Annotated in this window: 13 protein-coding genes; 9 read left to right on the top strand and 4 right to left on the bottom strand. The window is 71.2% G+C overall.

The genetic code is table 11. The annotated features are described in order from the left end of the window. The first annotated feature begins 26 nt into the window (after positions 1 to 26). From ACYCO6_RS19010 to glyS, 3 genes are all read left to right on the top strand, one after another. Positions 27 to 938, top strand: coding sequence for a glycine--tRNA ligase subunit alpha (locus ACYCO6_RS19010; protein ID WP_459762201.1), 912 nt, complete (start codon positions 27 to 29; stop codon positions 936 to 938). A gap of 68 nt (positions 939 to 1006) precedes the next feature. Continuing rightward, the gene (locus ACYCO6_RS19015; RefSeq protein WP_459762203.1) at positions 1007 to 1450 is read left to right on the top strand and encodes a hypothetical protein; all 444 of its coding nucleotides are present in this window, start codon (positions 1007 to 1009) and stop codon (positions 1448 to 1450) included. 64 nt (positions 1451 to 1514) lie between these two features. After that, a complete protein-coding gene (gene glyS, locus ACYCO6_RS19020) occupies positions 1515 to 3614 on the top strand; it encodes a glycine--tRNA ligase subunit beta (protein WP_459762205.1) in 2100 nt (699 codons plus the stop codon). A gap of 74 nt (positions 3615 to 3688) precedes the next feature. Here glyS and otnC read toward each other — a convergent pair whose 3' ends face one another. Together otnC and ACYCO6_RS19030 are read right to left on the bottom strand one after the other, a co-directional pair. Then, a complete protein-coding gene (gene otnC / locus ACYCO6_RS19025) occupies positions 3689 to 4369 on the bottom strand; it encodes a 3-oxo-tetronate 4-phosphate decarboxylase (protein ID WP_459762207.1) in 681 nt (226 codons plus the stop codon). Further along, entirely contained in the window at positions 4366 to 5373 is a 1008-nt protein-coding gene (locus tag ACYCO6_RS19030; RefSeq protein WP_459762209.1) for a LacI family DNA-binding transcriptional regulator, read from the bottom strand. Before ACYCO6_RS19030 ends, otnC begins: the two co-directional genes overlap by 4 nt. Before the next feature lie 348 nt (positions 5374 to 5721). On the opposite strand from ACYCO6_RS19030, the gene ACYCO6_RS19035 reads away from it, so the two are divergent. The 5 genes from ACYCO6_RS19035 to denD all read left to right on the top strand — a co-directional run bounded on the left by ACYCO6_RS19035 (position 5722) and on the right by denD (position 11233). Further along, positions 5722 to 7044, top strand: a complete 1323-nt coding sequence (locus ACYCO6_RS19035; RefSeq protein WP_459762211.1) for an MFS transporter — start codon at positions 5722 to 5724, stop codon at positions 7042 to 7044. 104 nt (positions 7045 to 7148) lie between these two features. Next, positions 7149 to 8063, top strand: coding sequence for an L-threonate dehydrogenase (gene ltnD / locus ACYCO6_RS19040; RefSeq protein WP_459762213.1), 915 nt, complete (start codon positions 7149 to 7151; stop codon positions 8061 to 8063). A 108-nt stretch (positions 8064 to 8171) separates the two neighbouring features. Continuing rightward, entirely contained in the window at positions 8172 to 8954 is a 783-nt protein-coding gene (gene otnI, locus ACYCO6_RS19045) for a 2-oxo-tetronate isomerase (protein WP_459762215.1), read from the top strand. Further along, a complete protein-coding gene (otnK, locus tag ACYCO6_RS19050; RefSeq protein WP_459762217.1) occupies positions 8951 to 10225 on the top strand; it encodes a 3-oxo-tetronate kinase in 1275 nt (424 codons plus the stop codon). Before otnI ends, otnK begins: the two co-directional genes overlap by 4 nt. 30 nt (positions 10226 to 10255) lie before the next feature. After that, entirely contained in the window at positions 10256 to 11233 is a 978-nt protein-coding gene (gene denD / locus ACYCO6_RS19055; protein WP_459762219.1) for a D-erythronate dehydrogenase, read from the top strand. Positions 11234 to 11236: 3 nt separating this feature from the next. On the opposite strand, the gene ACYCO6_RS19060 is transcribed toward denD, so the two are convergent. Together ACYCO6_RS19060 and ACYCO6_RS19065 are read right to left on the bottom strand one after the other, a co-directional pair. Beyond that, positions 11237 to 11638 (bottom strand): type II toxin-antitoxin system VapC family toxin, encoded by a 402-nt coding sequence (locus tag ACYCO6_RS19060; protein ID WP_459762221.1) that lies wholly within the window; start codon positions 11636 to 11638, stop codon positions 11237 to 11239. Then, a complete protein-coding gene (locus ACYCO6_RS19065) occupies positions 11638 to 11877 on the bottom strand; it encodes a type II toxin-antitoxin system VapB family antitoxin (RefSeq protein ID WP_459762223.1) in 240 nt (79 codons plus the stop codon). The genes ACYCO6_RS19060 and ACYCO6_RS19065 overlap by 1 nt, the downstream gene beginning before the upstream one ends. Positions 11878 to 11960: 83 nt before the next feature. Here ACYCO6_RS19065 and recQ point away from each other — a divergent pair, with 83 nt between their 5' ends. Further along, a complete protein-coding gene (gene recQ, locus ACYCO6_RS19070) occupies positions 11961 to 13802 on the top strand; it encodes a DNA helicase RecQ (protein WP_459762225.1) in 1842 nt (613 codons plus the stop codon). Positions 13803 to 13906: the final 104 nt, after the last annotated feature.

The raw sequence follows: 13906 nt of genomic DNA on the forward strand, positions 1-13906 counted from the left end.
GCGCGATGCCTGAGCCTCCGACACCCATGTCCCAGAAAAAATCGTTCCAGGGTCTGATCCTGACGCTGCAGGAATTCTGGGCGGCGCAGGGCTGCGTGATCCTCCAGCCCTACGACATGGAGGTCGGCGCCGGCACGTTCCATCCGGCCACCACCCTGCGGGCGCTCGGCCCGAAGCCCTGGAAGGCGGCCTATGTCCAGCCCTCGCGCCGACCCAAGGACGGCCGCTACGGCGAGAACCCCAACCGGCTCCAGCACTATTACCAGTTCCAGGTGATCCTGAAGCCGAACCCGCCGAACCTGCAGGAACTCTACCTCGCCTCGCTCGCCGCCATCGGCGTCGACCTCAAGCTCCACGACATCCGCTTCGTCGAGGACGACTGGGAGAGCCCGACGCTGGGCGCCTGGGGGCTCGGCTGGGAATGCTGGTGCGACGGGATGGAGGTGTCCCAGTTCACCTACTTCCAGCAGGTGGCGGGCTTCGAGTGTGCCCCCGTGGCGGGCGAACTCACCTACGGGCTGGAGCGGCTCGCCATGTACGTCCAGGGGGTGGAGAACGTCTACGACCTCGACTTCAACGGCGCCGAGGGCGCGGACCGGATCACCTACGGGGACGTGTTCCTGCAGGCCGAGCAGGAATATTCCCGGCACAACTTCGAGGCGGCCGACACGGCGATGCTGTTCCGCCAGTTCACGGACGCCGAGGCCGCCTGCCGGTCCTACCTCGACGCGGGCGCGCCCGTCGCGGAGGGCGAACGCCACCGCATGGCCCAGCCGGCCTACGACCAGTGCATCAAGGCCAGCCACGTCTTCAACCTGCTCGACGCGCGCGGCGTGATCTCGGTGACGGAGCGCCAGAGCTACATTCTGCGGGTGCGGGAACTGGCCAAGGCCTGCGGGGCGGCGTGGCTGAAGACGGCGGCCGGCGGAGCCCCTTGAGCCCTCGCGCGTTGCAACCCCCGCCAACCGGCGCGCTTCGGCGCGTCCGCAGACGCGGGAACCTCGTGATGAAACAGACCCTCCTCGCCCTCGGCGTCCTCGCGCTGGGCTTCGCCCCGGCGCTGGCGGCCGACCCCGGTCCGGAGGCCGTGGTCAAGAAGCTCTACGCCGAGCCGCACCCGAATCACTCCTCCGTCTACACGAAGCGTCTCCAGGGCCTGTTCGACGCCGACGCCAAGCAGGCCAACGGCGCCACCGGCAACCTCGATTTCGACTATCGCCTCAACGGCGAGCCCCTGAAGCCCGACACGGTGAAGAACCTCACCTTCAAGGAGGCCGGCGAGGGCAAGGACCAGGCGAAGGTCACGGTGGAGCGCAAGGGCGGGAACGGCGCGAACTCCATCGTCTACGACCTCGTGCGCGAGGACGGGAGCTGGAAGGTGTCCGACGCCCACGCGATCGGCGACCGGAAGTGGCAGCTCTCGACCATCCTCAAGGGCGAGGCGCGCTGACAGCCGGGGGCAACCCGGCTCGCCGACCCTCGACAGGTGTGCGGCGCGGCGATATGGCCGCCCCATGCCCGACCTCCTGCTCGAACTCCGCTCGGAAGAGATCCCCGCCCGCATGCAGCGGCGCGCGGCGGAGGATCTCAAGAAGCTCGTCACCGACGCGCTGGTGGAGCGCGGCTTCCTGTACGAGGGCGCCAAGGCGTTCTCGACGCCGCGCCGGCTGGCGCTGCACATCGCCGGCCTGCCCGCCCGGGGCGAGGCGGTGCGCGAGGAGCGCCGCGGCCCGCGGGTCGGCGCCCCCGAGGCCGCCGTTCAGGGCTTCTTGAAGGGCGCAGGGCTGACGAGCCTGGATCAGGCCAGGACCGTCACCGATCCCAAGAAGGGCGAGTTCTACCTCGCGGTGATCGAGCGCCCCGGCCGCGAGACGCTGGACGTGCTGGCCGAGATCCTGCCCGAGATCATCCGCACCTTCCCCTGGCCGAAATCCATGCGCTGGGGCGCGGCCTCGGCCGAGCCCGGCTCCCTGCGCTGGGTGCGCCCGCTGCAGTCGATCGTCGCCACCTTCGGGCCGGAGACCGAGACCCCGGAGGTGGTCCCCTTCTCGGTAAGTGGGATCGCGGCCGGCACGATCACCTATGGCCACCGCTTCCTCGCGCCCGAGGCGATCGAGGTGCGCCGGTTCGACGATTACATCCAGGCCCTGGAGCGGGCGAAGGTCATCCTCGACGCCGACCGGCGCAAGGACGTGATCCTGCACGACGCCCGCGACCTCGCCTTCGCCCGCGGCCTCGACCTCGTGGAGGATGAGGGCCTGCTGGAGGAGGTGTCCGGCCTCGTGGAATGGCCGGTGGTCCTGATGGGCTCCTTCGAGGACTCGTTCCTCGACATCCCCGCCGAGGCGATCCGGGCGACGATCCGCGCGAACCAGAAGTGCTTCGTCCTGCGCAAGGGCGGCTCGGAGGATCTGGCCCCGGCCTTCATCCTGGTCTCGAACCTCGTGGCCCGCGACGGCGGGCAGGCGATCACCGCCGGCAACGAGCGGGTGGTGCGCGCGCGGCTGTCGGACGCGAAGTTCTTCTGGGAGACCGACAAGGCGACCCGCCTGGAAGACCGGCTGCCCAAGCTCGACAGCATCGTCTTCCACGAGAAGCTCGGCACGCAGGGCGAGCGGATCGCCCGCATCGCGGCGCTGGCGAAGGACCTCGCGCCTCTGGTCGGCGCGGATCCGGCGCTGGCCGAGCGCGCCGCCCGCCTCGCCAAGGCCGACCTCGTCACCGAGATGGTCGGCGAGTTCCCCGAGCTGCAGGGCCTGATGGGCCGGAAATACGCGGCGCTGCAGGGCGAGGGCGAGAGCGTCTGCGCCGCCATCGAGGAGCATTACAAGCCGCTCGGTCCCTCCGACCGGGTGCCGAGCGATCCGGTCTCGATCGCGGTGGCGCTGGCCGACAAGCTCGACACGCTGGTGGGCTTCTGGGCCATCGACGAGAAGCCCACGGGCAGCAAGGACCCGTTCGCCCTGCGGCGGGCGGCGCTGGGCGTGATCCGGCTGATCCTCGACCGCGGCTTGCGCCTGCGCCTGCTGGAACAGGTCGGCGCGGCGGATCGCGGCCTCGCCGCGCGTGCCGGTGCAAACGCCGCGGACCTCCTCGCCTTCTTCGCCGACCGTCTGAAGGTCTATCTCCGCGACCAGGGCGCCCGCCACGACCTGATCGACGCCGTCTTCGCCCTGCCCGGCCAGGACGACCTGCTGATGGTGGTCCGCCGCGTCGAGGCGCTCGGAAGATTCCTCGACACCGAGGACGGCAAGAACCTGCTCGCGGGCTACAAGCGCGCGGCCAATATCCTGCGCATCGAGGAGAAGAAGGACGGCCGCGCCTACGATGCCGCGCCCGATTCAGGCCTCGCCGCCGCGGGCGAGCCGGCCGAGCGGGCCCTCGCCGAGGCCCTGGCCAAGGCGCGGGAGACGGCCTCGGCCGCCGTTGCGCGGGAGGATTTTGCGGGGGCCATGCAGGCGCTCTCGACGCTCCGCGCGCCCGTGGACGCCTTCTTCCAGGACGTGACCGTCAACGCGCCCGATCCGACGCTGCGCGAGAACCGCCTGCTGCTGCTCAACGCGCTCCGCGCCGCCACGCGCGAGGTGGCGGAATTCTCGAAGATCGAGGGGTGAGGCGCGCCACGCCTTCGCTCCCACCCGCCGCCTCATCCTGAGGTGGTCTGAGGGGAGAGCGGGGAAGCCGCCCCTCACCCGTGGTCGTGACCGGCGTGGTCATCGGGCTCGGGCAGGGTCAGACCGAAATGGCTCACCAGATCGGCCACCTGCCCCGGGCTGAGCTGCCGCGGGTTGAGGTTGCGCAGCAGCAGGTAGAGCTTGGCGGTCTCCTCCAGCTCCTCGGTGGCGAAGACCGCGCCCTCCAGGCTGTCGCCGGCCACCACCGGGCCGTGATTGGCCAGCAGCACCGAACTGTACTTGCCCGCGAGCCCCCGGATCGCGTCCGCCACCGCCGGGTCGCCCGGGCGGTAATAGGGCACGAGCGCCGTGCCGCCGGTGCGCATCAGGTAGTAGGGCGTCAGCGGCGGCAGCACCTGCCGGGGGTCGATCTCGGGCAGCATCGAGACCGCCACCGCATGGGTCGAGTGCAGGTGGACGATGGCCTTGGCGCCGCTCCGGCTCTCGTAGAGCGCCGTGTGCAGCGGGATCTCCTTGGTGGGCTTGTCGCCGGAGACAAGCCGCCCGGACCCGTCGAGCCGGGAGATCCGCGCCGGGTCGAGGAAGCCCAGTGACGCGTTGGTCGGCGTCACCAGCCAGCCGCCGTCGGGCAGGCGCAGCGAGATGTTGCCCGACGAGCCCGGCGTCAGGCCGCGCTCGAACAGCGAGCGGCCGTAGCGGCAGATCTCCTCGCGCAGCCGGCTCTCGTCGTTCATGCGGTCGCTCCCTCGATCAACTCGAATCCGAGATCGATGCGTTTCGGGTCGTCGCCCGTCAGGCAGGCAGCGGCCTGCCGGCCGATCTCCAGGCGCGGCGTGCGCACCGTCGACAGGGGCTGGGGCATCGCCGCCGCGAAGTCGAGCCCGTTGAAGCCGAACAGCGCGATCCGCGACGGCACGGCCAAGCCCGCGGACAGGCAAGCGAAGTAGCCGCCGAGCGCCATGTCGTCGTTGGAGAAGTAGACGGCGTCGAGGTCCGGATGGCGGGCCAGCAGCGCCTCCAGCCCGGCCCGGCCCGAGGCCGGCGAGGACGGCCCGGGCCGGATCTCCTTGGCCTGGAGCGCCAACCCGGCCTCGGCCAGGGCGGCCTCGAACCCGGCGAGGCGCTTGCCCGCGCGCAGGTCGACCGCGAGGTCGTGGCCGAGATAGGCGATGCGGCGGTAGCCGCGCGCGACGAGATGGCGGGCGCTCGCCGCCCCCACGGCCCGGTTGGAGAAGCCGACCACGGCGTCGATCCCCGCCCCGTCCGTGTCGATCATCTCGACCACCCGCACGCCCGCGGCTTTCGCGAGCGCGACCGTCCCGGGATTGTGCTCCAGCCCGGTGAGGAGGAGCGCGGCCGGACGCCACGACAGGAGCGCGGCCACGAGCGCCTCCTCCCGGTCCGGGTCGTAGTCGCTCACCCCGATCACGCACCGGATGCCCTCGGCATCGAGCGCCGCGGTCAGCCCGCGCAGCAGGTCGGGGAAGACCACGTTGGCGAGCGACGGGATCACGATCCCGGCGAGCTGCGCGCTCGCCCCCGGACCGGCGAGGCTGCCGGCGAGGCGGTTCGGCACGTAGCCGAGCCGGGCCACCGCCTCAGCCACCCGCTCGCCGGCGCGCTTCGAATAGGAGCCGTGGTTGCGCAGGACCCGCGAGACCGTGCTCTCCCCGAGCCCCGCCGCGCGGGCGACGTCGGTGAGGGTCACGAGCCGCCCCGGCGGCTGAACGTCGTCCATGGCCCCGCTTCTCCCGGCGCGGTTCTTTTGACGGCGACGGTCGTTCCTCCCACCCGCGCCCTCAACTGAGGTGCCCGCGCCAGCGGGCCTCGAAGGAGCCCTCCAGAGGCCGCGCGATCCCTGGAGCCCTCCTTCGAGACCTCCGCGACGCTCCGGCGCCTCGGGATGAGGGCGTGAATGGGAAGCCCGTCCTCGCCGATCCGGCACCTGACATAGCCGCCTGCATTATGTCGCACAACTGGATTGGCAGCGCTGCCAAATGGCGATATGGCACCGCCCCAGCGCCGTCCGACGAGCGGCGAAGACCATCGTCCGTCCGCCCTGCGGTACGGCCCAGGGAGAACGCCGATGCCGGTTCAAGCCGCACCGCTGCGGGGTGCCGCCGCACCCGCCGACGAGCAGACCTTCGTCGACCGCACCTACGCCAAGGTCTTCTGGCGCCTCGTGCCGTTCCTGATGCTCTGCTACGTGGTGGCGTATCTGGATCGGGTGAATGTCGGCTTCGCCAAGCTCCAGATGTCTCAGGAGCTCAAGTTCTCCGAGACGGTCTACGGGCTCGGCGCCGGCATCTTCTTCCTCGGCTACTTCCTGTTCGAGGTCCCTTCCAACGTGATCCTGCACCGGGTCGGCGCCCGGGTCTGGATCGCGCGGATCATGATCACCTGGGGGTTGATCTCCGGGGCGTTCCTGTTCGTGAACTCGGAGTGGAGCTTCTACGGGATGCGCTTCCTGCTGGGGCTGGCCGAGGCCGGTTTCTATCCGGGCGTCATCCTGTACACGACCTCGTGGTTCCCGGCCCATCGCCGGGCCAAGGTGATCGCGGTGTTCATGGCGGCGATCCCGGTGTCCGGCATCTTCGGCAACCCGCTCTCCGGCTGGATCATGGACGCGCTCAACGGCGCCCACGGCCTGTCCGGCTGGCAGTGGATGTTCCTGATCGAGGCGGTGCCGGCGGTGCTGGTGGGCCTCGCGGTGTTCTTCTACCTCGATAACCGTCCCTCCGAGGCGACGTGGCTGACCGACGCCGAGAAGCAGGTCCTCGAGCGCGACATCGCCGCTGACAACCAAGGCAAGGAATCGAGCCCGCACTCGATCGCCACCGTCTTCCGGAACGGGCGCGTGTGGTTCATGAGCCTGATCTACTTCGCCTTCGTCACCGGCCAGTACGGCCTGACCTTCTGGATGCCGACGATCGTCAAGGCGTCGGGCGTGCAGGGCAACCTCAACATCGGCCTGATCAGCGCCATCCCGTTCCTGTGCGCGGCGGTGGTGATGGTCCTGCTGGGCCTCAGCGCCGACCGGATGCGCGAGCGCCGCTGGCATCTGATCATTCCGGCCCTGCTCGGCGCCGTCGGCTTCGTGGTGTCGGCGAATACCGGCTCGACGACGCTGGCCATCGCGGCGCTCTCGGTGGCGGCGGCCGGCGTGCTGACCTGCTCGCCCCTGTTCTGGTCGCTGCCCACGGCGTTCTTGAGCGGCGCGGGCGCGGCGGCCGGCATCGCGCTGATCAATTCCGTGGGGAATCTGGCGGGCTTCGTCAGCCCCTACGTGATCGGGGCGCTCCGCGACGCCACCGGCAGCACCGCCGCCGGCCTCTACGCGCTGGCCGCCATGCTGGTGGTCGGGGCCGTCTGCGTGTTCGTCACGCCGGCCAGGATGGTCAACCGCTGACGCTCCGATCCAAGCGCGCCGCGTCCCCCTCCCGTGCGAGAGAGGGGGGCCGAGCCCCACGCGGCGACGGCGAGGCTCGCCACCCCATGCAGGATCTATCCCCGATGACCACCGACACGCACACCAACCGCGCCGCGGTGATCGGCCTGGGCTCCATGGGCTCGGGCATGGCCGGCTCGCTCCTGCGGGCGGGCTTTTCCGTCGCCGCCTGCGACGTGAATCCGGAGGCGGTGGCGCGCTTCGAGGCCGCCGGCGGCCGGGGCGCCGCCAGCCCGGCCGAGGCCGCGCAGGGCGCCGACGTCGTGGTGAGCGTCGTCGTCAACGCGGCCCAGACCGAGGCGGTGCTGTTCGGCGAGAGCGGCGCCGCCGCCGCGATGCCGGAAGGCGCGGTGTTCGTCTCCTCCGCCACCATGGACCCGGCCGTCGCCCGGGCGCTGGCGGCCCGGCTGGAGGCCACCGGCCGCCACTACCTCGACGCCCCGATGAGCGGCGGCGCCGCCCGCGCCGCGGACGGGGGGCTCACCTTCCTGGCCTCGGGCTCGGCGGCGGCCTTCGCCAAGGCGCGCCCGGCGCTCGATGCCATGGCCGGCACGCTCTACGAGCTCGGCGACGAAGCCGGCCAGGGCGCGGCCTTCAAGATGATCAATCAGCTGCTCGCCGGGGTGCATATCGCCGCCGCCTGCGAGGCGATGGCCTTCGCGGCCAAGCAGGGCCTCGACCTCCGGCGCGTCTACGAGGTGATCACCAAATCGGCGGGCAATTCCTGGATGTTCGAGAACCGGGTGCCCCACATCCTCGACGCGGATTACGCTCCGAAGAGCGCCGTCGACATCTTCGTCAAGGATCTCGGCATCGTGCAGGACATGGCCCGGGCGGAGAAATACCCGGTCCCCGTGGCGGCGGCGGCCTTGCAGATGTTCCTGATGGCCTCGGGCGCCGGCATGGGCCGGGACGACGACGCCTCCGTGGCCAGGCTCTACGCGCAGGTCTCGGGGGCCAAGCTTCCGGGGAAGGCGTGACGACCGCCGATCCCAGCCTCCACCTCAGGATGAGGGGATCCGGTGGGATGACGATCCGCCGAGCGGACCGAACGGGTGTCGAGAACCGGGCAGGGAGCCCTGAGAGAAATGCCGCGCTTTGCCGCCAACCTGAGCCTGATGTTCAACGAGGTGCCGTTCCTCGACCGCTTCGAGGCGGCGGCCCGGGCCGGGTTCGACGCCGTCGAGTTCCTGTTCCCCTACGAACACCCGGCCGAGGCCATCGGCGAGCGGCTCCGGGCGAACGGCCTGACCCAGGCGTTGTTCAACCTGCCTCCGGGTGATTTCGCCAACGGCGAGCGCGGTCTGGCGGCGTTTCCTGAACGGTTCGATGAACTGAAGGCCGGGGTCGACGCGGCGCTCCGCTACGCCGAGGCGACCGGCGTGGGCCGGCTCCACCTGATGGCGGGCCTCGCCCCACACGATGACCCCCGCGCCGCCGAGTCCTACCGCCGGGCGGTCACCTGGACGGCGGAGCGGCTGGCGCCTGCCGGGCTCGACCTCGTCCTCGAGCCGATCAATGGCCGGAACATGCCCGGCTACTTTCTCAACGATTTCGGCCGGGCCGCCGATCTCATCCGTGAACTGGCGCTGCCGAACCTGAAGCTGCAGTTCGACCTCTACCATTGCCAGATCCTGCACGGCGATGTGACCATGCGGCTGCGCGCGCTGATGCCGATCATCGGCCATGTCCAGACCGCCAGCGTGCCCGAGCGCCACGAGCCCGGCACCGGCGAGATGGCCGATTTCTTCCTGTTCGACGAGCTGGACCGGCTCGGCTACGCCGGTTTCGTCGGGTGCGAGTACATCCCGGCCGCCGACACCGTCGCGGGCCTCGGCTGGCTCGCCGCCTACAAGGGGAGTGCCCGATGAGCCTCGCACTGGGATGTGTCGCCGACGACTACACGGGCGCCTCGGACCTCGCCAACACCCTGACCAAGGCGGGCCTGCGCACGATCCAGACGATCGGCGTGCCGGAGGATGACCGCGCCCTGCCGGAGGCCGACGCGGTGGTGGTGGCGCTGAAGAGCCGCTCGATCCCGGCGGATCAGGCGGTGGCGCGCTCGCGCGAGGCGGAAGCCTGGCTGCGCGCCCGGGGCGCCGCCCACGTGATGTTCAAGGTTTGCTCGACCTTCGATTCCACCGAGGCGGGCAATATCGGTCCCGTGATGGACGCCCTCCGGGCGGATGCGGGCGAGGCGATCGCGCTGGTCACCCCGGCCTTCCCCGAGACGGGGCGGAGCGTCTACCAGGGAAACCTGTTCGTCGGGTCGGTGCCGCTGAACGAGAGCCCGCTCAAGGACCACCCCCTCAACCCCATGCGCGACGCCAACCTCGTGCGCGTGCTGGGACGCCAGAGCGCGAGCGCGGTCGGCCTTGTCGATACCGCCACGGTCGCGCGGGGCGCTGAGGCCGTGGCAGCCCGGCTCGACGCCCTGGCGGCCGAGGGGAAGCAGGCGGCCATCGCGGACGCGATCTTCGACGCCGATCTCGAGACTCTCGGCCGCGCGATCGCCGGACGGAGGTTCTCGGTGGGCGCATCCGGCCTCGGTCTCGGGCTCGCCCGCGCGCTCGTGGCCGACGGGCGCGGGACCCGCGATGCCGCCGGCGCGGCGGTCGGCGAGCCTGTCGGCGGAGCCGCCGCCTGCCTCGCTGGCAGCTGCTCGCAGGCGACCCTCCAGCAGGTCGCCGCCGCCGAGGCGCTGATGCCGGTGCTGCGGATCGACCCGGCGCGGCTGCTTGCCGGCGCCGATATCGTGGCCGAGGCCCTGACCTTCGCGGACGAGCGCCTCGCCTCCGGCCCGGTGCTGATCGCCACCTCGGCGCCCCCCGACGCGGTCCGCGCCCTCCAGGCGGCGTACGGGGTCGACGCGGCCGGGCACGCCATCGAGGCGGCCCTTGCGGCCATCGCCGAGGGGCTCGTCGCCCGCGGCGTGCGCCGGCTCGTGGTGGCCGGCGGCGAGACCTCGGGGGCGGTGGTCGACCGGCTGGGCCTGCGCGCCTTCCTGCTCGGCCCCGAGATCGCGGCGGGCGTTCCGGTCCTGCGCACCGCCGGCCGGCCCGAGCCGATTCTGCTCGCCCTGAAATCCGGCAATTTCGGCGGTCCGGACTTCTTCGGCCGCGCCCTCGACATGATGGCCTGACCGGCCGCGCAACCTGATGAGGAGTCTCCCATGCACGCCCTGATCCTCGGCGCCGCCGGCATGATCGGTCGCCGCCTCGTGGATGCCCTGGTGGCGGATGGCCGCGTCGGCGGGCAGCCGCTCAGCGCCCTCACCCTGCTCGACGTGGTGCCGCCCGCAGCGCCCGAGTCGTTCCCCGGTCCCGTGCGGGCCGAGGCCGCGGACCTCACCGCTCCCGGCGCCGCCGAGGCCGCCATCGCCGAGCGCCCGGGGGTGATCTTCCACCTCGCCGCGGTGGTCTCGGGCGAGGCCGAGGCCAACCTGGAGCTCGGCTACCGGGTCAATCTCGACGGCACGCGCCTGCTCCTCGAGGCGATCCGCAAGGCCAACGCGGCGGACGGCTACCGGCCGAAGCTCGTCTTCACCTCCTCCCTCGCCGTGTTCGGGCCGCCCTTCCCAAAGGTGATTCCGGATGACCACATCCTGCGCCCCGCCTCCTCGTACGGGGTGCAGAAGGCGATGGGTGAGCTGATGCTCGCCGACTACGCAAGGCGCGGCTTCCTCGACGGGATCGGCCTGCGGCTGCCGACCATCTGCGTGCGGCCCGGCAAGCCCAACAAGGCGGCCTCGGGCTTCTTCTCGGGCATCATCCGCGAGCCGCTCGCCGGCCAGGAGGCAATCCTGCCGGTGCCCGATACGGTGCGGCACTGGTTCGCGAGCCCCGCCGCGGCCGTGGGATTTCTCGTCCACGCGGCCGGGCTCGACCTCGCGGCGATCGGCCCGCGGATCAGCCTGACCATGCCGGGCGTCTCGGCCACGGTGGCGGAGGAGATCGAGGCCCTGCGGCGCGTGGCGGGCAACAAGGCGGTGGCGCTGATCCGGCGCGAGCCGGACGCCACCATCGCCCGGATCATCGCCTCTTGGCCCGAGGCGTTCGAGCCGGAGGCGGCTTCGGCGCTGGGCTTCCGGGCGGACGACTCCTTCGACGCTATCGTGGCCCAGCACGTGGCCGAGTTCCACGGCGGCTGAGGCTCAGCCGAGGGCCGAGCGGATGTCGGTCTGCGGGAAATCGTCGCCGACGTAGAGCAGCGGCACGCCGTGCACCTGCGCGCAGGCATAGGCGAAGCAGTCGCCGAGGTTCAGGCGCGCCGGGTGGCGGCCCTTGCCGTAGCGGGTGTGGGCCGCGACCGCGATGCGGATTTCCGTGAGGCCGAGGGACACGATCGCGATATCGACTGTCTCGCGAAAGCTGTTCACGAGGCCCTCGGCGGTCTCAGGCGGCAGTGACTGAATGCGGGCCACCGCCAGGACGGCCTCGAACAGGGCGAGGGCGCTGGTCAGGCGATGGGGGGCCTGGCGGAGGCGATCCGCCACCCGCTCATAGCCCTGCTCCCGGCACAGGATCGCCACGAGCGCCGACGCATCGATGAACATCAGTCCTCGTAGAGGCTGTCGTAGAAGGCCTTGTCGGCTTTGAGGCCGGTCTTCGGGTAGGCGGCAAGGGCGTCCTGGATCGGACGAATCTTCTCCAGGAACTCGGCCAGCGACTCCTCCCGCCGCGCCAGCTCGTTCGTGAGCGCGATCCGCACCGCCTCGGTCTTGCTCACGCCGGCCCGCGATGCCAGCTTTTCGGCGAGCTGATTCACCGCCTCGCTGCGAATGTTGAGCGGCATGACAGCCTCCGTGTAGACACAGGGAGGTTAGTGTCTACACACCTGAGCCGCAAGCGCGGCACGAACCCCGATCAAGGATTCCGATGACCCGCCTCGACGAGGCCCGCGCCGCGCTGAAAAAGACCTTCGGGTACGAGGATTTCCGCCCCGGTCAGGACGAGGTGATCGGCGCGGTCTTGGACGGCGCCGACGTGTTCGCCGTGATGCCCACGGGCTCGGGCAAGTCGATGACCTACCAGTTGCCGGCCCTGGTCGATCCGGGGCTGACCGTGGTGGTCTCGCCGCTGATCGCGCTGATGCACGATCAGGTGCAGCAGATGCGCAGCGTCGGGATCGAGGCCGCCACCCTGAACTCGACGGTGGCGGAATCCGAATCGCGCGAGACCTGGCGCGCCCTGCGCTCGGGCGATCTCCGGCTGCTGTTCGTCTCCCCCGAGCGCCTGCTGATGGACGGCTGCATCGAGGCCCTGCGCGGGGCCGGGGTCCGGCGCTTGGCCGTGGACGAGGCGCACTGCGTCTCGCAATGGGGCCACGATTTCCGGCCCGAGTACCGGGAGATCGCCCGGGCGCGCACGGCGCTCGGTAACGTCCAGACCCTGGCGCTCACCGCCACCGCCGACGCCGCCACCCGCGCCGAGATCGCCGAGCGGCTGTTCCCGCAGGGCCGCGGTCCGAAGATCTTCGTCCACTCCTTTGACCGGCCGAACATCCGGCTGAACTTCCAGCCCAAGGACAACCCGGCCCGGCAGATCGAGCGCTTCCTGAAGCACCGGCGGGCGGAGAGCGGGATCATCTACTGCTCGTCGCGCAAGCGCACCGAGCAGCTCGCCGAGACCCTCCGGAAGGACGGGTTCGACGCCCTGCCCTACCATGCCGGCCTCGACCAAGCGACGCGGATGAAGAACCAGGACCGGTTCCTGCAGGAAGACGGGGTGGTGATGACCGCCACCGTGGCCTTCGGCATGGGCATCAACAAGCCGGACGTGCGCTTCGTCTGCCACGCCGACATGCCCAACAACGTCGAGGGCTACTACCAGGAGATCGGCCGCGCCGGCCGCGACGGACTGCCGGCCGACACGCTGACTCTCTACGGCCTCGACGACATGGCGCTGCGCCGCCGCCAGATCGACGAGAAGGAGATCTCCGACGAGCGCCGCCGGGTCGAGCGGCGCAAGCTCGAGGCGATGATCACCCTGTGCGAGGGCGCCGCCTGCCGGCGGCAGTCGCTCCTCGCCTATTTCGGCGAGACGAGCGAGCCCTGCGGCCGTTGCGATCTGTGCCGTGGCGGCGTGACCCTGGTGGACGGGACGGTGTCGGCGCAGAAGATCCTCTCGGCCGTCGTGCGCACCGGGCAGCGGTTCGGCGCGGCCTATATCTGCGACCTCGTCCACGGGAAGGAGAGCGAGCAGATCCGCCGCAACGGGCACACGGGCCTCAAGACCTTCGGGGTCGGCGCCGACAAGCCGGTGGCCGCGTGGCGGGCGATCCTGCGCCAGCTCTTCGCGGCCGGGGCGATCACCGAGAACGCCGACGGTTACGGCGGCCTGTCGATGACCGAGAAGGGCGAGGCGATCCTGTTCGGGCGGGAGCCGGTCCAGCTCCGTCCCGATCCGGAACCGAAGGCGGACACGCGCGAGCGCCGCCGCGCCGCGCCCCGCGAGGACGGCGAGATCGTGCTCTCCGAGGCCGACGAGGCGCTGTTCCAGCACCTGCGGGGCCTGCGCGCCACCCTCGCCCGGGCCGAGGGCATCGCGGCCTTCATGGTGTTCCCCGACCGGACCCTGATCGAGATGACGCGCCAGAAGCCCGTCGACCTCTGGGCGCTGCGCACGGTGCACGGGGTCGGCGAGCGCAAGCGTGAGGCCTACGGCGAGAAATTCGTGGCGGCGATCGCCGACTTCCTGGCCCATCCGCCGGCGGCGTAGCCGGTCTGCGTACACGTTAGGGACAGCGGGCGTATTGCAACGCGCCGGCCGAACGCACTAATCCGTCCCCGTCGCCGCACGCCGCCCGGTCCGGGTCGCGTACC

The organism is Methylobacterium sp. CM6257 (assembly GCF_054611515.1).